A 19674-nucleotide genomic window follows, 5' to 3' on the forward strand; every position below is an offset into this window, starting at 1 on the left:
TTACAACATTGTAAATGGGTGTTTTCATGTGATTTATAAGCACTTATAAATTCTTACAGATACATGATAATGTCGGATTATCGGTGGTTTTATACAATAATTGATGTTAAAATGTTAACAAAACATGTATTTCATCGATTATTTTTGCTTTTCATAGAATTCAGCTCTATTTTGCGCCAAATAATTAGTCCCAAACTAAAATTTAACTATTTATGAAAAATTATACTCTCGTAATTTTTGTGCTTTTACTTTGTATTGCTAGTAACAATAGTTTTGCTCAAGGAACATTAGAGGTTATTGGTAATTCAACATTAATTTCGAATGGCGACACAACACCTACCGTTTCTGATGACACTGATTTTGGTTCAATAGTTGTTGGAAATAGTAACGCAAATAGTTTCCAACTAGATAATATTACTAATGGTAATTCTTCAAAGGACCTTAACAATGTGACCGTAACTATTTCAGGTTCTAGTGATTTTACACCGACTACATCGACAAATTACGGATCAATTGCTGGTAATAATAGTAGTGTTTTCCATACAATTACATTTACCCCTAGTTCAGTCGGTTTAAAAACTGCAACAGTAACAGTCACCTTCGACAATGGAACTAACTCACCCTATACATTTACAATTCAAGGAACAGGTTACCAACTATATCCGGAAATTGATGTTCTTGGAAACGGAAACTCTATAGCCGGTGATAATACAAACACCCCTGCTTTATCAGATGATACCGACTTTGACGATGTTTATGTTGGCATTGGTAGTAGTGAAACCTATACCATAGATAACTCAGCAGGATTAGCAGATTTAAGTGTAACTAGTATTGTATTATCCGATGCTACAAATTATGCTGTATCTGGAATCACTTTACCCGCTACTGTTAGCGCTGGAGGAAGCACTACTTTTACCGTTACAATTAACGCTGGAAGTACGGGAATAAAAAATTCTACCGTTACAATAAATAATGATGATGCCGATGAAGGCACCTATGTTTACAATATTACAGCCAATGCTTTAACACCTCAACCAGAAATTGATGTTAGAGGTCTTGGAAACTCCATTGTTGGGGACGGTACAAATACACCATTAATATCAGACGACACCAACTTTGGTTCTACAGGTGTATCAGTTGGTAGTGTAACACATACGTTTACTATTCATAACACAGGACCTATAGATCTTACTTTAGATGATCCTTCACCATATATTACTATTGGAGGAACTCACTCAGCTGATTTTACATTAGATATTACAGGAATTTCACAAACAATCTCTGGTGGAAGCAGTACGACTTTCGATATTACATTCGACCCTACAGCTTTAGGAACTAGAACAGCAACAGTTTCTATTGCTAATAATGATACTACAGGCAGTGAAGACCCTTATATTTTTAATATTCAAGGTACAGGAGCTAATTCAACGTTTACAGAGGTCTCTGTTTATGTAAATTGGCCGAGTCGTTCACAACAAAACAGAGTTGAAATCTATTCACCTTCAGATGAGCTTATATTAACCATTGATAATGGTTTTACTGGAAATGGTAACGCCCCATATTCGACCACGGTAGACTTAAGTTGTGTTGAAGATTTAAGTAATTACTATTATATTATGTACGATACGAATAGTAACGGATGGGATGGAACAGATAACATAAGAATATATCCAACTGGTGGCGGCGCCGATTTTGTTAATACAAATGGCGACAGTGCTACCTTAGCTGGTGTTACTGGATATTTTAATGTATCAGGAGCAACCTGTGGTGCTGAAATTGACGTAAAAGGTAACCTGCAATCTATTATAGGAGATGGTACTAACACCCCAAGTATTTTTGATCACACCCACTTTGGGGATGTTCAAATTGTATCAGAAACTGCCGTACGTACCTTCTATTTACAAAACATTGGTGGATCAGATTTAAATGTGTCCTCCATTTCCTTAACAGGATCCACTAAGTTTTCTTTACAAAGTGCTCCAACAACACCATTAGTTTTAGGTGTATTTGGTTCAGAAGCTATTCAAATTGCTTATAGCACAACTACAGAAACTTTAGATACAGCTACCTTAACTATATTATCTACTGGTGATTCGGGTGAGGAAACCTACACGATTAATTTATCGGCACAAGGTTCCTTAATCTTTTTTGACAGTGATAATGATGGTGTTTATGACGATGCCGATGACGATGATGATAACGACGGCATAACCGATTCTGATGAAGAGAATAATTGTCGATTAGCAGGTTTTGCCTCTACAACCGATTACAAATTCTTAAATGAAACTTTTGGTACTGGTACAACTAGAAGTACAGCTATTAGTACTTTATATACCGCAACAACGAATTATTGTATTGAAGATGGTGATAGTGGAACAAGTTCTCCTTGTGACTCTAGTTTTGATAGTACTAATTTACAAGATGGTGAATACACCGTTGCTAGTTTTCTAACTACAGGCGTTAACGGTGAAACTATTGGCCCTTCTGGTGATTCAGTAGCAGCCTGGGCTTGGTATGCTTGGGGAACTATTGAAGACCATACCCCTGGAGATACCGATGGTAGAATGGCTATATTTAATGCCAGTTATGCCCCTGGCGTATTTTATGAAACAGAAATTAAGGGAACTTTAGCCAATGTACCCGTAACCTATAGTTTTTGGGTAGTTAATATTGATAATGCAGATGATCGCTTTATAGCTCAAGAAGGAGCTGGAAGTGTTCCAAGAATTCAACCTAACGTAACTGTGAATTTTTACACATCAGACAGAAGTACATTAATTGCAACTTTCGATACAGGTGATATTACTAGATGTTCTGGTGCAATTAATGATCCTAATGATCCAGCTTACGATCCATCAGATCCTTCATTTAATACCTGTGTAACTTCTGAATGGAAACAGTTTTCACAACAGCTTACTACTTCAGAAACATCTTTTATTGTTCAATTTGTTAACAATGCACCAGGTGGTGGTGGAAATGACTTAGCGATAGATGATATTGTTATTTCACAAACCCTTTGTGATTTAGATAGCGATAGTATCGCCGATGTATTCGATTTAGATTCTGATAACGATGGTATTCCAGATGTAGTTGAAGCTGGTTTTGCTAGCGTAAGTGAAGGTGAAGCTCAATTAACGAGTGTTGCCGCATGGACTGACTCCAATGGGAATGGCATGTACGATAGTGCCGATGGTATTTCACCTTTAGATAGTGATGGTGATGGCGTACCAAACTATATAGATTTAGATAGTGATAACGATGGCATTTTTGATGTTGATGAATTAGGCGTTACTAACAGTAATGACGCTTTATTCCAAAATGGTGATGGTGACATCAATGGCGATGGCGTTGGAGATGGTTTAGAAACTGAAACATTTAGGGAAAAAGATTCTGATGGCGACGGAACCAATGAAGGTTATGGTGACGGTATTTTAGATATATATGATTTTTACGAAAATAACACTTCCTATGGCGATTCCTATGGAAATGATAGCCAAGGTACTGGTCCTTTATACGCCTTAGATACTGATGGTGATGGTACCCCAGACTATTTAGATATTACTTCAGATGGTTCTACATTTGATATTGACGGAACTTTATATGCAAGTCTTGATGCCGACAATGATGGTATTATAGATGGAGGTACAGATTCTGAACGCGATGGTATTTTAGATGCCTTTGACACAGATGATACTGCCTTTGGTTCACCAAGAGATTTAGATAGAAAACTACATTTATTCTTTGATGGAAGAAATGATTATGGTGAAGATACCAACGTTATAAGTTCTGGTCCAGCTACCATGATGGCTTTTATTAGATCCAATGGCGCTAATACCAATGGAGATGATAGAATCATTATGGGTCAAGATGATTTTTACCTAAGAATTAATAATTCAGATAACACGGTAAGTGCTATAATTGAAGGTACAACTCTAACCTCTTCTACTGCTATTACAAATGGCAGATGGACTCACATTGCTGTGACCACAGAATCTGGAAATTCAGTTTTATATATCAATGGTATTTCAGAAGATACAGACTCATCGGGTGGTATTACCAGCGCATCTAATTTAATGATAGGTAGATCATCTGCCAATGATAAACACTACCACGGATATATTGATGAATTGCGTGTTTTCGACAAAGCTTTAACAGCTGATGAATTACGCAAAATGATTTACCAAGAGCTTGAGGATAATGGGAGTGCAAGAGGAGCAGTGATCCCCTTAGATATTACAGACTACGATAGCGGAACTGATACAGCTACCGCACTGCCTTGGAGCAATATGAGAAGGTATTTTAGAATGGATGCCTACAAAGATGATATCATCGACGATTACGCTACATCTGGAATAGATGTAGGTACGGGTGCTAAAATATATAACACAAAGATTATAGATGTGCAATCGGCTCCAGTGCCATTTGTTACACAACAAAGTGGAAGTTTAGCTACAGCCTTAGATATTCCCGCCCATGGTGTACATGGTAATGATGCGGTTAATTATGATTGGTCTATTATTAAAATTTCTCATGATGATGTTACGTATAATGTAGATCAAAAACACGTAGGCGTTATTGTGGATGAATTAGACGGAAGTTCTAACCCTATTGAATTCAGCATACAAAATGATACAGAGTTAAACGTAAGTTGGTATTTGGAACTTAACGGGTTTATTGATTTAGATGGTGAATCTCAATTGGTTCAAGGACCTGATAGTTCATTATCAGTTGGAACCAATGGACAACTTGAAGGAGACCAACAAGGTACAAGAGATCTTTTTACTTATAATTATTGGTGCTCTCCTGTAGGAGTTGCAGATCCACCTGCAGATAGCAACCCCAATCCAACTAGATTTGGATTTACATTGCAAGATATTTTAAATGATGGAGCAATAGATACCAACCCATTGGCGATTACATTTTTAGGCTCCGGTTACAATGGAAGTCCTGGAACTCCTGGTTCAGTTGCAGCAAGTATAGCTGATTATTGGGTTTGGAAGTATGCAAATAGAGTTGGCAACACGTATTCTCAATGGCAACATATGAGAAGTACTGGTACTATTTATGCCGGAGAAGGGTTTACCATGAAAGGTATAGAAAATACAAGTGGTTCTATAGGCTTAGAACATAATTATGTGTTTAATGGAAAACCAAACAACGGAGATATTACTTTAAGTATAGCCTCTGGCAACGATTATCTAGTTGGGAACCCTTACCCATCTGCCCTTGATGCTGATGAGTTTATATTAGATAATATTGCAGATGGTAGTGGAAGGAACTCTGTCAATGTAATAAACGGAGCATTATATTTTTGGGAGCATTTTGCCAGCAATTCACATGTACTAGCAGAATACCAAGGTGGTTATGGCATGTATACATTAATGGGTGGAACTCAAGCAATTAATAATGACACTAGAATTAATCATTTAGGTGTGTTGACAGCAACTAAAACACCAAAAAGATATATACCTGTTGGACAAGGTTTCTTTGTGTTTGCAAGAAATACAGGTGAATCTAATACTGTAAATCCTGTAGGCGGTACTATTACATTTAAAAATAGTCAGAGAATTTTCCAAAAAGAGTCAGGAGGTTCTTCTACTTTTATGAAATCCGCTGACACCAAATCTAAAACTACCTCATCTAAATCAGAAATTGACGAAAGGCAAAAAATTAGGTTAATGTTCGATTCTCCTAAAGGATTTCATCGTCAATTATTAGTTGGTGTTGATCAAAATGCCTCTAGTGATTTTGACCCTGGTTACGACGCTGATTTATTTGAAACAAATAAAGAAGATATGTTCTGGAACCTTAATGGAGGTAAACTTGTTATTCAAGCAGTAGATAATTTTGACAATCAACAAATACTTCCTTTAGGTATAAAAACAAATATAGACGGCTTATCTACAATAAAGATTGATGGATTAGAAAATATTGACATCAATACTAATGTTTTTGTTCACGACAAAGAACTTGACGTATATCAAAACTTAAAAGAAGGAAATTATGAAGTATTCTTAACTGCTGGAGAACACCTAAACAGATTTGAGATTACTTTTGAAAATGCTTCTCAACCATCATTAAGTGCAGAAGACTTAGAAAACAAGAATCTGAACACTTATTTTTCTAACGAAAAACAAAGTTTCGTTCTACATAACCCCGACTTGAAAGATATTAAATCTATGGAGGTTTATAACATTTTGGGACAGTCGGTTTATGTATTCGAAAAAATTAAATCAGAAAACTATCAAGAATTTAAAACTCGTAATATTAACCCAGGAACCTATATAATTAAAGTAAATACTATAGATGGCACACTATCTAAAAAAGTGCTAGTACAATAAATAGTTAGTTAAATTTTAGTTTAGTTTAGTTTGAGTTAGTCGATTCCCAAATCTACCATGACTTAACCTAGTTAAGAGCCCTAAAAATTTAGGGCTCTTTTTATTTCACTTTTGAAATTAAATCATCTATTGATAATTTACATTGGTCTCCAGAAACCATATCTTTTAAAGTGTAGGTGTTTGAAGTTATTTCCTGATCCCCAACTAAAACCACAAAAGGTATTCTACGCCTATTAGCATGAGTCATTTGTTTTTTCATTTTAGCCGCATCGGGATATAATTCTGCATTAACCCCTGCTTTCCTAAGGGTTTTAATAGCTTTTAAGCTAAATAAGGCTTCTTTATCCCCAAAGTTGATAAATAGCACCTCAACATTTTTATTAACGGTCTCAGGAAACAAATTAAGCTCTTCTAAAACTAAATAGATACGGTCTAAACCAAAACTAATACCAACACCACTAACATCTTTCATTCCGAAGATTCCGGTTAAATCATCATAGCGACCACCACCACCAATAGAGCCTATATTAACTTCACTGGGAGCAGAAACTTCAAAAATAGCACCCGTATAATAGTTTAATCCACGTGCTAATGTCACATCCAATTGTAATGCTGCAGTCCTTAATCCTAATTCTGAAATAGCATCATTTATAAAGGCTAATTCCTTTATTCCTTTTTGACCTTCTTCCGAAGTAGATAATATAGCTTTTAAACTGTCTATTTGAGATTCAAAAGTACCAGAAAGTGTAAACAAAGGCTGTAATTTAGAAATTCCTTCCTCTGAAATTCCTTTTGAATGCATTTCTTCTTTTACCTTCTCCTCTCCTATTTTATCAAGTTTATCAAGTGCTACTGTAAAATCAATTAACTTATCACTAGCACCAATAACTTCTGCAATTCCCGATAATATTTTGCGGTTATTGATTTTAATAGTAACCCCATTCAACTTTAAGGCATTAAAGACAGTATCATATAATTGAATAAACTCTACCTCCTGCCACAAACTCTTACTTCCAACTACATCGGCATCACATTGGTAAAACTCTCTAAAACGTCCTTTCTGGGGTCTATCTGCTCTCCAAACAGGCTGTATCTGATAGCGTTTAAAAGGGAATTCAATCTCATTTTGGTGTTGTACCACATAGCGAGCAAAAGGGACTGTTAAATCATATCTAAGAGCTTTTTCAGAGATACTGGAAGTTAGCTTATTAGAGTCTTTAGTCTCATATGCTTCAGAATTGGCTTTAGATAAATAATCGCCAGAATTAAGAATCTTAAAAATCAAACGGTCTCCCTCTTCGCCATATTTACCCATAAGGGTACTAGAGTTTTCAAAACTAGGTGTTTCTATAGATTGAAACCCAAACGTTTCAAATGTGCTACGAATAGTATTAAAAATATAATTTCGCTTTGCTACCTGCTCTGGATTAAAATCTCTAGTTCCTTTTGGTATGCTTGGTTTTTGAGCCATAATACACCCTGTAAATACAGGTATCTCTTTTAATAATTATTTAATACAACAATACACATCATTTTAAAACATCTGTAACTATGTGATGTGAATAGGGCAAAAATAACAGATTATATTGAAAATAGATTCCAGCTTTAGAAAGAATGATAAACTAACTTATCAACTTATTAAAATATTTAAACAAATCGCCTTTAGTAATTACAGCGCCCTGTTCAATCATTTTAAACTTATCTAAATTCTTATCTTCCGAATAGGCCTTATCTGCCTGAAAAAACTCTACGCTATCATCCATCAAATGCTCTCGCAACCAATTATACCCTTCGTTTGTTGTGATATCCATATCATTTTTAACATTAAGCACAATAGCTTGCATGTTATCTTCGCCCAATTTAAACAAATACATATGTTGTGCAGAAATATGCTCTAAATACTCCGCCTTATTTAAAACACCTTCCCAAATTAAATCGCTAAAAACATCCAATTCTGTTTCTGCTAATTCAGGTTTGTTTACTTTTAAATTAGCCCACTCATCTGCTGTAATAGATTGTGTTGCCAAAAAATTAATAAACTCTTGGTGTAATTCTTCAAATTGTTCTTTTGTAAGTCTAGAATATTTCATAATAAAAAATGCGCCCCTAATTTAGGAGCGCAAATTTAAGCATATATCTTTTATTTTCTTAGAAAATATAACGTAATCCAAACTGAGCTTGCCATCTAGATGCTAAACTAGAGTCATAACCAAACGTATTTGTTTGGCTATTATTGAAAGTATAGGTTGGAGTTCCGGTACCATCAACAGTTACACCTATGGGCTGAACGTTATTTGGTTGCTGAATAACGCCCCAATCAGAATTCAAAAGATTTCCAAAATTTAATATATCAATACTGAACTGAATTGTGTTTGTTTTGTCTTCTGCAACATTAATATTAAAGTCCTGTAAAATCTTAATATCCCAACGACCTCTCCAAGGTGCTAATGCGCCATATCGCTCAGCATATTGTCCACGACGACTACTTAAATAATCATCTTGTTGAATATAATTTTCAAGAGCTGCATGATCACCTCCACCAGTAAAATTCATTTGACTTATCTCACTAGAAGTAGGAATATAAATTAAATCATTTAAACCAGAACCATCTCCATTAATATCACCTCCGTAGGTATAACTAAAGCGTCCGCCCTGTGCATATTCAAAGAATGTAGAAATAGTAGTAGCCATCTTATCATTATTATAGATCCACTTTTTAGAGGCTGCACCAATAAATCTGTGCGTATCTCCATATCTAGAATAAGCTAGAACATCATTATTTACATTACCATAAGCCGGATTAAATGCAAAAGCATCCCCTGTAATTTCAGCCTCAATTGAGTTTACATCTTTAGAATTCAAATAGTTATAAGCTAACATGGTGTAAAAACCGTTTTCAAATGTTTTTTGTGCCTTCACAGATGCATTCCATATACGTCCTTTATCTGAATTTGACATAACGTAAGCATTAGCATTAGCTGGAAACGGAACAGCTACTTGCACATAATCTGAAGCAGTATATACAGGTCTATTATCAACACTGTTAAGCGTACCTGTTGGACCAGTTAACCCCCAGTTTTGAACATGGGCTCCATTAACATCCTTTGTGTATGAAACATCTGCGGTTAAAATTAAACCATCATCAAATTTTTTATCTGCACCAATGTTGGTTCTCCAAACTTGAGGAAACTTATAATCTGGATCAACCATTTGATGGAACCACCAATTTGGATTTCCTATCTGGTTACCTAACCACACAAAAGGAAAACGCCCTGTAAATAATCCCGAACCACCTCTTATTTGTAATGTTTGGTCTCCCTTAGCATCATAGTTAAAACCTACTCTAGGAGAAATTAACCAATCACTGTTTGGCATTTGTGTGTTATCCAATAGTTGCACTTGCCCTGTATTGGGGTTTATATAAGGTGTATTAGGTGCATAATCGCCAGTTCCATCAATAACATCTTGGGCCTTATCTGCTGAATTAAAGAACAACGGCTTATCTAAACGTAAACCATAAGTTAACTTAAACTTTTCATTCATGTTCCATTCATCTTGAACATAGAAAGACATTTGACCAACATTAGTTTCGGCAAGTGCCCATGAATCATTAGCGTTATTATTGGCAAAAACACTTTCTGCATTCGCAATTGCATCTCCTATTAAACCATTTCCAACAGCTGTCTGAAAGTCTGCAAGTGAACCAAATGCACCAAATGCCCCCACATAACCTCTTGCATCACCAAAACCATATACACCTAAATTAAAGGAGTTGTCAAATTGGAATTTTTCAAATGATGTACCTATGGTTATGGTATGGTCTCCCATAAAAAAGTTTAAATTATCCGTAAACTGAAATACCTTTTGATCTAATCTATTATTAATAGAAAATGGTTCATGACCTGCAATAATATAGTTTGAACCGTCTTGTTGAATACTAATAGCTGGTATTGGACTTGATAATGGGTTTCTAAAGTCATCAAAATGCGTATACCCTACTTGAAGCTTATTAGAAGATGTAGCTGATAATGTGGAGTTTAATTCTATTTGAAAGGACTTTAGGTTATTATTAATTTCATAACCAGAATTTTCAAATTGAAGTGTGTTTGCATTTGGCCCTCTAAAACCAAGAGCTGTTGGATGCGCTGGCTTCTCTTTTGAAGCTTCCAACCAGTTATAAATTATAGCTAAACGGTTATTATCATTAATATTCCAATCTAATTTGATAATCCCTTTAGTAGATTTTGATGCATAAGTAAAGTCCTGATAAGCACCAGTATCATACCCTAATCCTGCCAAAGCGGTTTGAACAGCCATTAAATCTGCACCAGTAACTCTAGAATCATTAATAGAACCAGAACCACCACTTGGAACCCAACCGTTAGTTCCTAAATCATCTCTATCATCGTTTTCATAATTAACAAAGAAGAATAATTTATTTTTCACTATTGGTCCACCAATACTTACACCGTATTGTGTTTGGTTTAAATCTGGTCTTGTAACCTCTTCTCCTCTAATTTTCTTTCCAGTCATTTTTTCATTTCTGGAAAATGCATAAACAGTACCATGAATTTCATTCGTTCCACTTTTAGTAACCGCATTCACAGAAGCTCCTGTAAATCCAGATTGCGTTACATCATAAGGCGCTGTAGTGACTTGAATTTGCTCAATAGCATCTAATGAAACAGGTTGTGCGCTAGTTTGTCCTCCAGGTGTGGCAGCATCTAAACCAAATGGATTATTAAAAATAGCACCATCTAAAGAAAAGTTATTAAACTGATCATTTCTACCTCCAAAAGATCCTGCACTTGCGGATGGTTCTAACCTCGTAAAATCAGACTGCGATCTAGATATTGTTGGCAATCTAGTTAATTCTCTTCTACCAACACTGGTTTCAGCACCAGTACGGTCACTACCAAAAGTACCCGTGCCGCCCGTTCCTTGTATAACTACAGCATCTAACTGAGCCGTATCTTCAGATAAAGTAACATCAATATTTTGTGTTTTACCTAAGGTTAAATACACATCATTAAATGTTTGTTCTTGGTAACCAACAAAACTAATTGTTATGGTATATGGGCCTCCAACTCTTAAATTTAATAAGTTGAATCTTCCGTCCATGTTAGAGGCAGCTCCATACTTAGTACCCGTTGGTGTATGAATAGCAACCACATTAGCCCCAGGAAGTGGCTCAGAATTTTGGTCTACAATAAGACCCTTAATGTTTGAAGTTGTTACTTGCGAAAAGCCAAGAACACCAACAAATAAGAAAAAAAATAAAAGGAATGTTTTTTTCATTTGATTTGTTTTAAATGAGTTAGTCTATTATGCGCGCATAGAAAATGCGCATATCAAAAATAGTGAAAAAAAAAGGCCACTCTAAAGAGTAGCCTTTTTAACAAATAAGTTTTATTAACTATTTGTTAATATTATTTTGCCTGTGCAATAACTTCAAATGGTAATTCAACAGACACCTCTCTATGTAAACGTATTATAGCGTTATACTTCCCTGTACGTTTTACATTTCCACCAATTACATTGATGAATTTTTTATCTATTGATTGTCCTTCTTTTTCTAAAGCAGCAGCAACGTCTATATTGTTAACAGATCCAAATAATTTGTCTCCAGCTCCTACTTTTGAAGCTATTTTAACTTCTAATACTTTTAATGCTTCTGCAATTGCTTTAGCATCATCAACTATTTTCTTTTCTTTAAAAGCTCTTTGCTTTAAGTTTTCTGCTAACACCTTTTTAGCAGAAATTGTAGCTAATATAGCTTGTCCTTGTGGAATTAAGAAATTTCTACCGTAACCGTTCTTAACTGTTACAACATCGTCTTTAAATCCTAAATTCTCAACGTCTTGTTTTAATATAAGTTCCATTGTTATCGGTATTTTACTTTAATAAATCTGCTACATAAGGCATTAAAGCTAAGTGACGTGCTCTTTTTACAGCAACAGACACTTTTCTTTGATACTTTAATGAAGTTCCTGTTAAGCGTCTAGGTAAAATTTTACCTTGCTCGTTTACAAACTTTAATAAGAAATCTGGATCTTTGTAATCAATATATTTAATACCAGACTTTTTGAAACGACAATACTTCTTAGCCTTGTTAGTTTCAATATTAAGCGGAGTTAAATATCTAATCTCTCCGTCTTTTTTTCCTTTTGATTGTTGTTCTATTGATGACATAATTAAGCTTTTTGTTTAAGTTTTTCTCTTCTTCTCTCAGCCCAAGAAATAGCATGCTTATCCAACGATACAGTTAAATAACGCATAAAACGTTCATCACGTCTAAACTCTACTTCTAAGTTGTTAATTACCTCACCAGGAACGGTGTACTCAAATAAGTGGTAGAATCCACTTTTCTTGTTTTGAATTGGGTAAGCTAATTTTTTCAAGCCCCAATCTTCTTTCGATACCATCTTAGCTCCGTTAGAAACAAGAAAATCTTCGTATTTCTTTACTGTTTCCTTTATCTGGTCATCAGATAAAACGGGATTTAAGATGAAAACAGTTTCATAATGATTCATAAAAATCTATTTTATTGTTAAAAATGGCTGCAAAATTAGATAAATAATTTATATATTGCAAACATAAGCCCTAACAATTATATCGTTTATTATAAATGTTAAAATTATGTTAAAATAAGCATTTTATCGATGTTTTTTGGTTTTTAACCGAATTTTTCGTACTATTGTCGATATCTTAACCGAAATATTAAAATGTTATGACTTTAAACTGTGTAGTAGTAGACGACTCAGCAATACAAAGACTCTCAATTGTTAAATTAGTAGAAAATCATCCTTCTCTTAATTTAATAGCAGAGTATAGTAGTGCTTTAGAGACTAAAAATGGTTTAAATACGCACCAAGTTGACCTCATCTTTTTAGATATTGAAATGCCAGTACTAAACGGATTTGAACTTTTAGACGTATTAAACAAAAAACCTCAAATTATTTTTGTGACCGGTAAAACTGAATATGCTTTTAAAGCATTTAACTACGATGCTACCGATTACTTACACAAACCAATTACTAGAGAAAGATTTAACACTTCTGTTGAAAAAGCATTAGAACAACATAGGCTGACTTTAGATTATAATGAAGAAGATGGAGAACATATCTTTGTTAAGAGTAACCTTAAAAAGCGTAAGGTTTACATTAAAGATATAAAATGGATTGAAGCTCTTGGTGATTATGTGAAATTAGTTACAGAAGAAACAAGCTTAGTAGTTTTATCTACAATGAAAGCTTTTGAAGCCGAATTACCTGAAGGCAAGTTCTTAAGAATCCACAAATCATATATTGTGAATCTTGATAAAATTGACAGATTTAACAGTAAGAATGTTGAAGTTGGAGCCTATGAAATTCCTTTAAGTAGAAATAAGAAGACACAATTGGTTGACGCTTTAAATAATATTTAAAACATTTAATTAGAAGTTATCGACATTTAAAATTACTTTAACCGACCGAAAATCTTTTATACTAGAGAAGCTATTATTTACTTTAATGATAGCTTCTTTTGTTTTTGCCAATGATTGCTTTTTAGGAATTTTAATCAAAATGTTTTTATGAAACTGATTTCTAATTCTTGAAATTGGTGGTGATTCTGGCCCCAAAACAGAATTTCCAAAAAATTGCCTTAAAGATTTAGCAAACCAAATAGAAGCATTCTCTACTCTATTATAGTCTTTATGTTTTAAAGTTATTTTTATCTGCTTATAAACTGGTGGATATTTAAAATTATACCTGTCGTTCATCTGTTCATTGAACATATCAATAAAATTATTAGTAGAAACCTGCTGCAATATATTATGGTAGGGGTTATAAGTTTGAATTAACACTTTACCGCGTTCCTCAGTTCTTCCTGCCCTACCCGACACTTGAACCATAAGCTGAAAACTGCGCTCATGAGCTCTAAAATCAGGAAAGTTCAACATATTATCAGCATTCATAATACCCACTAACTTCACATTTCTAAAATCTAACCCTTTGGTAAGCATTTGTGTCCCCACTAAAATATCTATTTTCTGCTGCTCTAAGGCGGTAATTATCTTTTCATAACCATATTTCCCTCTGGTAGTATCTAAATCCATTCTAGCCACCTTTGCGTCCGGGAATAGAATCTTTACTTCTTCTTCTATTTGTTCTGTACCAAAACCTTTACTATCTAAATCAGGACTTCCGCATGCCATACAATCTTGCACCATTGACATATTGTAGCCACAATAATGACAGCGCAACTGACTTCTATATTGATGATATGTTAAACTCACATCACAATTAGGACATTGTGGTGAATGCCCACATGTATTACACTCAACTATAGGTGAAAATCCACGCCTATTTTGAAATAATATAACCTGCTGTTTTTCATCTAGTGCCTCAGTAATTTCTTTAATGAGTCTATCACTAAAATGACCAGTCATTCGTTTCCTTTTGTGCTTATCTTTTATATCGACTAACTCAATATCTGGCATCAAAACATTATTGAATCTGTGCAGTAATTCAACAAAACCGTATTTGCCTTGTTTCGCATTAAAATAACTTTCTAAACTTGGAGTAGCAGAACCTAACAAGGTTTTTGCCTTATGAATATTTGCCAAAATAACCGCTGTATCTCTAGCATGATACCTTGGAGCTGGATCAAATTGCTTGAATGATTGTTCATGTTCTTCATCAACAATAATGAGTCCCAAATCTTTGAAGGGTAAAAAAACAGATGATCTGGCTCCTAAAACTATTCTCGCTTTCGCGGAATTGTTCAAAACATTATTCCAAACCTCAACACGCTCGTTAGTTGAATATTTTGAATGAAAAATTGACACCTGTTCTCCAAAATAATTCTGTAACCTGTTTACTAACTGTGTAGTTAAAGCTATTTCTGGCAACAAATACAAAACTTGCTTTCCCTTCTCAAAAACTTCCTCAATAAGTTTTACATAAATTTCAGTTTTACCGGAAGACGTCACACCGTGAAGGAGCGTAACATTTTGATTTTTGAAAGAGTCTTTCACCTCTTTTAAGGCAGTTTGCTGGTGTTCATTGAGATTTTTAGAAGCTTCGTTTTCATCTCCAGAATATTGTACTCTGTCTGTTTGAATATAATATTCTTCTAAAACACCTTTATCAATTAAAGCCTTTACTATTTGCGGAGACACTTTACTTTCATTTGACAATTCTGAAACTTTTACAGGTTTTCTGGTTGTTGCCGAAATAGAAAATAAAGTCATAACAACATCACGTTGTTTAGGAGCTCTACTTAGTTTATCCAACAAATCTTGTAAAGCCTCTTCAGAAGAATAGTTAACGTGCAATTTAACATAGCGCACTAATTTTGGTTTGTACTTTTCATACACTTCTTCTTCAACTGCAATAGCTTCTTTTTCAATAAGCCGTTTTATCACCGGTAGCACATTCTTTTTGTCAAGAATATTAGAAATATCATGAATCTTTAAAGATGATTGATGATGTAAAGCTTCATAAATTAAAAACTCATCATCTTTTAAAAGAGATTCATCAACCTCTTTCAAAGAGCTTCTTGTCACAACTGTTTCACTTTCTAATATAAATGCACTTGGTAAAGCAGCTCGCATAACATCACCTAAAGTACACATGTAGTATTTAGAAATCCAATGCCATAATTCTAACTGAATACTATTCACAATTGGAGTTTCATCCAAAATTTGATGAATCTCTTTCGCTTCATAAACAGTTGGCGCTTCATTATGAATTCTAAAAACTAAACCTGTATATATTTTAGATTTCCCAAAAGGAACAGCTACTCGCATTCCTGGTTTTAAAAATTCAGCTTCAGCAGCAGTTATACAATAAGTAAATAATTTTTGAAGCGGAATGGGAAGTATAATGTCTATAAAATATCGCATCGCCTAACACCTTTTACGCAACTTGTTCAAAGACGCATTTAACTCATACCCCAACAACAATATATTAGCATTAAGCCATAAATAAAAAAGAAGGATTAGAAGCGCGCCTATAGAACCATAAAGTTTATTATACTGCGCAAAATTTTCAATATAAATGCCAAACAAATATGAAGACAACATTATAAGAAGTGTTGTAAAAATGGCTCCAATAGAAAAGAATTTTGAATGTTTTCCTTCATGTGTTCCAAAGTAATACAAAGTTGCCGTGCCCAGATAAATCATGATTACAAAAAACAAATATTGCGCAAAATTTGCCCAAAATACATTTTGAGAATCAACGTCTAAAACATCCAACAATTCCTGAACTATATAGATCTGAAAATATCCTAAAAACGCAATAGTAATTATTAATAAAAATGCTAATATTAATGCAATACCTAAAGCATACAAGTATTGTTTAAATACATTCCGGGTAAGCTGTTCATGATATGAATTTTCAAAACCTGAAAAAACCGCATTTACGCCATTTGCCATTAAGGCAATCGACAGAACAAAAACAGAAGACAGCAACCCTCCTCTTTGAGATTGGTCTATATTTTCGAAAATGTTATGAATAAAAAAATCCGATGTATTAGGTGGTAAAAACGACTCTAAAAAAACTAAAAATTCAGTCTTAAAACCATCAACAGGAATATATGGAATAATAAAAAGCACAAACAGCAAAAAAGGAAACAACGCCATGAAAAAACTAAATGCTATAGCACTTGCCCTAGTTGTTAAAGCGCCTTTAACTATTCCAATAACATAGAGCTCTAACAAATCATAAAATGATAATCCTTCTAAACCAGGTAGTTTGATTTTTTTTAAGAACCGCACCAAGACATTTAAAACAGGGATCTTGTCTAATTTGTCTTCAATGGGTTTTGTCATAAATAATTTGCATTAATACTATAAAGCAAAGTTATTAAATAATGACAGTAGAATAACAATATTTTCTTTTAGAAATAAACTATTTAATAGCTTTCAAGCTTAAATCCATATTATGCACAGAATGAGTTAAAGCTCCGCATGAAATATAATTAACTCCACACTCCGCATAATGTCTAATAGTAGTTTCATTGATATTACCTGAAGATTCCGTTAAGCACTTATCTCCAATTAATTCAACAGCTTTTCTAGTATCTTCGTAATCAAAGTTATCAAGTAATATTCGGTATACACCTTCATTTCTTAAAATCTCCTCAACTTCACTTAAATTTCTGGCCTCAACCATTATTTTCAAATCCTTCCCTGTTTCCTTTAAATAAATTTTAGAAGTCTCAATGGCTTTTGTTATACCTCCAGCAAAATCTATATGATTATCTTTTAACATTATCATATCATATAACGCAAACCTATGATTTTCTCCACCACCTAGCTTCACTGCCCATTTTTCTAAAACTCTAATTCCTGGAGTTGTTTTTCTGGTATCTAAAATTTTGGTATTTGTACCTTTCACTAAATTAACAAACATTCTTGTTTTAGTAGCAATTGCACTCATACGCTGCATAGAGTTAAGAACCGCGCGTTCAGCTTTTAAAATAGATTGTGATGGCCCTTCAACATACATGACAACATCCCCATAGGTAACTTCTGTTCCATCTTCTATACGAACATCTAATTTTAAGTTTTTATCAACATATGCGAAAATTTTCTTCGCAAAGTTAACCCCGCCAATAACCCCTTTATCTTTTACTAGAAGTTTAGCTTTACCTCTAGCATTCTCAGGAATGCATGCTAACGAACTATGATCGCCGTCTCCAACATCCTCTCTAATAGCATTTGCAATAATAGCTCTAACTTCTTGATCAAACTGCTCTTGTGTAATCATAATTTTTTGTTGATTTGCAACAAAAATAATAAATAGATTTACTTTTTTAAATTTTAGATTTGCGAATTTTCCATTTTTTTGAATATTAAATGAATATTTCGTAAATAGTAAACAGTATTTTTGATTTTATGACTATAAAACTAATTGCAATTGGCAAAACAGATAATAATGAACTACAGGCACTTATAAATAATTACACTAAAAGATTGGGCTTTTATATTAAGTTTTCTTTTGAAATTATTCCTGATTTAAAAAAAGTAAAAAATTTAAGTGAAGAACAACAAAAACAGAAAGAAGGTGAACTTATTTTAAGTAAAACAAGCAATTCTGACTCTTTAATACTGTTGGACGAAAATGGCAAACAGTTTAATTCTGTGGAATTCTCAACTTACCTTCAAAAACATATGAACTCCGGTATTAAACAACTTGTATTTGTTATTGGAGGTCCTTACGGATTTTCTGAAGACGTTTATAGAAGAGCCAACGGAAAAATATCATTATCTAAAATGACGTTTTCACATCAAATGGTAAGGTTGTTTTTTATTGAGCAGTTGTATAGAGGTTTTACCATATTAAAAAATGAACCTTATCACCATAGATAATTAGAATCTAATTTAAATAGTGATAAGGCTCAAATAAAATATTAGCTTTTAATGGCTATTAAAAACCTGCTTACGTTTTTTAAGCTGAGTTTCTAAATCTTTAATGGTTCGTTTAACTGCTTCTTCATATTGATCTTCATTTGATCTAGCAAAAATTCTTGGTCCAGGAACACTTAATTCAATCTTACAAATCTTTCCCTTTTGTTTTGCGTTTTGCTCAACTTCAAAATGAACTTCGGCTTTAATAATCCAATCAAATTTTTTATGAAGATTATTTAATTTTTCCGTTACGTAATCGTTCATAGCCTCACTATTTCCTATATGAACGTATTGAATGTTTATTGTCATACCATTTATCTTTTATCTATTTCAAATTTAATTTAGTTCTATTTTTTTAAAGATGATTTTTATCATATTAGAACCAGTTTTTTAAAACTTTTTCTGCACTATTCACCATAATTTCTTGCCCCAAAATATTGGGATGCAATCCATCATTCATGAAATGTTGTTTTTTCATCCCTTTTGAAAAATCAATATACGGAAGCTCTTTAAGTCTACAAAATTTAATCAATCTTGCCTGAAAACTTCTAACACATTCTGCATAGTCTTCATCAACTAAATTAGGTTCATTAAGATTTAGAAAAGGTATTGGAATTCCAACGAAACATTCTATATTTTCATGCTTAGCATGTCTTACCATTGCATTAATATTGGCTACTATTTCTTCATCTTTTAACCCGTACCACAAATCGTTTGTTCCTCCGGTAATTAATATATGAGTAGGGTGTTCTTCAAGCACTTTATTAAAACGACTCAACATACCGTTTGTTGTATCCCCATTAATACCAAAATTTAGAACTTCAATCTTTAACTTTTCTTCTAAAAGTTTTGTCCATTTATTTTCTTCTGGAATTTCATAACCAAAAGTAATACTATCTCCAACACATGCTAACTTTTTAAGACTCATACCTA

Annotated in this window: 14 protein-coding genes; 3 read left to right on the top strand and 11 right to left on the bottom strand. The window is 33.6% G+C overall.

Going from position 1 to position 19674, the window contains the following annotated elements; all coding sequences use genetic code 11:
* The first annotated feature begins 212 nt into the window (after positions 1 to 212).
* Positions 213 to 6341 (top strand): choice-of-anchor D domain-containing protein, encoded by a 6129-nt coding sequence (locus FUA22_RS17920; RefSeq protein ID WP_147769980.1) that lies wholly within the window; start codon positions 213 to 215, stop codon positions 6339 to 6341.
* Positions 6342 to 6441: 100 nt separating this feature from the next.
* Here FUA22_RS17920 and hisS read toward each other — a convergent pair whose 3' ends face one another.
* The 6 genes from hisS to rpsF all read right to left on the bottom strand — a co-directional run bounded on the left by hisS (position 6442) and on the right by rpsF (position 12874).
* Positions 6442 to 7812 (bottom strand): histidine--tRNA ligase, encoded by a 1371-nt coding sequence (gene hisS / locus FUA22_RS17925; protein ID WP_147769981.1) that lies wholly within the window; start codon positions 7810 to 7812, stop codon positions 6442 to 6444.
* Positions 7813 to 7963: 151 nt separating this feature from the next.
* A complete protein-coding gene (locus FUA22_RS17930) occupies positions 7964 to 8431 on the bottom strand; it encodes a DUF6495 family protein (RefSeq protein WP_147769982.1) in 468 nt (155 codons plus the stop codon).
* A 58-nt stretch (positions 8432 to 8489) separates the two neighbouring features.
* A complete protein-coding gene (locus FUA22_RS17935) occupies positions 8490 to 11639 on the bottom strand; it encodes a TonB-dependent receptor (protein ID WP_147769983.1) in 3150 nt (1049 codons plus the stop codon).
* Positions 11640 to 11770: 131 nt separating this feature from the next.
* Positions 11771 to 12223, bottom strand: coding sequence for a 50S ribosomal protein L9 (rplI, locus tag FUA22_RS17940; RefSeq protein ID WP_147769984.1), 453 nt, complete (start codon positions 12221 to 12223; stop codon positions 11771 to 11773).
* 13 nt (positions 12224 to 12236) lie between these two features.
* On the bottom strand, positions 12237 to 12536 hold the full coding sequence (gene rpsR / locus FUA22_RS17945; RefSeq protein ID WP_170309967.1) for a 30S ribosomal protein S18: 300 nt from the start codon (positions 12534 to 12536) through the stop codon (positions 12237 to 12239).
* The gene (rpsF, locus tag FUA22_RS17950) at positions 12536 to 12874 is read right to left on the bottom strand and encodes a 30S ribosomal protein S6 (RefSeq protein ID WP_147769986.1); all 339 of its coding nucleotides are present in this window, start codon (positions 12872 to 12874) and stop codon (positions 12536 to 12538) included. Before rpsF ends, rpsR begins: the two co-directional genes overlap by 1 nt.
* 197 nt (positions 12875 to 13071) lie before the next feature.
* On the opposite strand from rpsF, the gene FUA22_RS17955 reads away from it, so the two are divergent.
* A complete protein-coding gene (locus tag FUA22_RS17955; RefSeq protein ID WP_147769987.1) occupies positions 13072 to 13767 on the top strand; it encodes a LytR/AlgR family response regulator transcription factor in 696 nt (231 codons plus the stop codon).
* Positions 13768 to 13776: 9 nt separating this feature from the next.
* Here the strand turns inward: FUA22_RS17955 and priA are convergent, their stop codons facing one another.
* The 3 genes from priA to nadC form a co-directional block, all read right to left on the bottom strand.
* Positions 13777 to 16230, bottom strand: coding sequence for a replication restart helicase PriA (priA, locus tag FUA22_RS17960; RefSeq protein WP_147769988.1), 2454 nt, complete (start codon positions 16228 to 16230; stop codon positions 13777 to 13779).
* A 3-nt stretch (positions 16231 to 16233) separates the two neighbouring features.
* Positions 16234 to 17160 (bottom strand): YihY/virulence factor BrkB family protein, encoded by a 927-nt coding sequence (locus FUA22_RS17965; RefSeq protein ID WP_147769989.1) that lies wholly within the window; start codon positions 17158 to 17160, stop codon positions 16234 to 16236.
* A 79-nt stretch (positions 17161 to 17239) separates the two neighbouring features.
* Positions 17240 to 18100, bottom strand: a complete 861-nt coding sequence (nadC, locus tag FUA22_RS17970; protein ID WP_147769990.1) for a carboxylating nicotinate-nucleotide diphosphorylase — start codon at positions 18098 to 18100, stop codon at positions 17240 to 17242.
* 128 nt (positions 18101 to 18228) lie between these two features.
* Between nadC and rlmH the strand changes: the two genes are divergently transcribed.
* Positions 18229 to 18702 carry a 23S rRNA (pseudouridine(1915)-N(3))-methyltransferase RlmH gene (rlmH, locus tag FUA22_RS17975; RefSeq protein WP_147769991.1) on the top strand — a complete coding sequence of 158 codons (474 nt, stop codon included), beginning with the start codon at positions 18229 to 18231 and terminating at the stop codon, positions 18700 to 18702.
* Positions 18703 to 18750: 48 nt separating this feature from the next.
* Here the strand turns inward: rlmH and hpf are convergent, their stop codons facing one another.
* Together hpf and FUA22_RS17985 are read right to left on the bottom strand one after the other, a co-directional pair.
* Positions 18751 to 19050 (bottom strand): ribosome hibernation-promoting factor, HPF/YfiA family, encoded by a 300-nt coding sequence (gene hpf / locus FUA22_RS17980; RefSeq protein WP_147769992.1) that lies wholly within the window; start codon positions 19048 to 19050, stop codon positions 18751 to 18753.
* A 67-nt stretch (positions 19051 to 19117) separates the two neighbouring features.
* Entirely contained in the window at positions 19118 to 19669 is a 552-nt protein-coding gene (locus FUA22_RS17985) for a GDSL-type esterase/lipase family protein (RefSeq protein ID WP_147769993.1), read from the bottom strand.
* Between the last annotated feature and the right edge of the window lie 5 nt (positions 19670 to 19674).

This window comes from Seonamhaeicola maritimus (assembly GCF_008056315.1).
GTDB classification, from domain to species: domain Bacteria; phylum Bacteroidota; class Bacteroidia; order Flavobacteriales; family Flavobacteriaceae; genus Seonamhaeicola; species Seonamhaeicola maritimus.

Coding starts and splice junctions, on each gene's coding strand:
- FUA22_RS17920 (WP_147769980.1), top strand. CDS start 213: ATGAAAAATTATACTCTCGTAATTTTTGTGCTTTTACTTTGTATTGCT.
- hisS (WP_147769981.1), bottom strand. CDS start 7,812: ATGGCTCAAAAACCAAGCATACCAAAAGGAACTAGAGATTTTAATCCA.
- FUA22_RS17930 (WP_147769982.1), bottom strand. CDS start 8,431: ATGAAATATTCTAGACTTACAAAAGAACAATTTGAAGAATTACACCAA.
- FUA22_RS17935 (WP_147769983.1), bottom strand. CDS start 11,639: ATGAAAAAAACATTCCTTTTATTTTTTTTCTTATTTGTTGGTGTTCTT.
- rplI (WP_147769984.1), bottom strand. CDS start 12,223: ATGGAACTTATATTAAAACAAGACGTTGAGAATTTAGGATTTAAAGAC.
- rpsF (WP_147769986.1), bottom strand. CDS start 12,874: ATGAATCATTATGAAACTGTTTTCATCTTAAATCCCGTTTTATCTGAT.
- FUA22_RS17955 (WP_147769987.1), top strand. CDS start 13,072: ATGACTTTAAACTGTGTAGTAGTAGACGACTCAGCAATACAAAGACTC.
- priA (WP_147769988.1), bottom strand. CDS start 16,230: ATGCGATATTTTATAGACATTATACTTCCCATTCCGCTTCAAAAATTA.
- FUA22_RS17965 (WP_147769989.1), bottom strand. CDS start 17,160: ATGACAAAACCCATTGAAGACAAATTAGACAAGATCCCTGTTTTAAAT.
- nadC (WP_147769990.1), bottom strand. CDS start 18,100: ATGATTACACAAGAGCAGTTTGATCAAGAAGTTAGAGCTATTATTGCA.
- rlmH (WP_147769991.1), top strand. CDS start 18,229: ATGACTATAAAACTAATTGCAATTGGCAAAACAGATAATAATGAACTA.
- hpf (WP_147769992.1), bottom strand. CDS start 19,050: ATGACAATAAACATTCAATACGTTCATATAGGAAATAGTGAGGCTATG.
- FUA22_RS17985 (WP_147769993.1), bottom strand. CDS start 19,669: ATGAGTCTTAAAAAGTTAGCATGTGTTGGAGATAGTATTACTTTTGGT.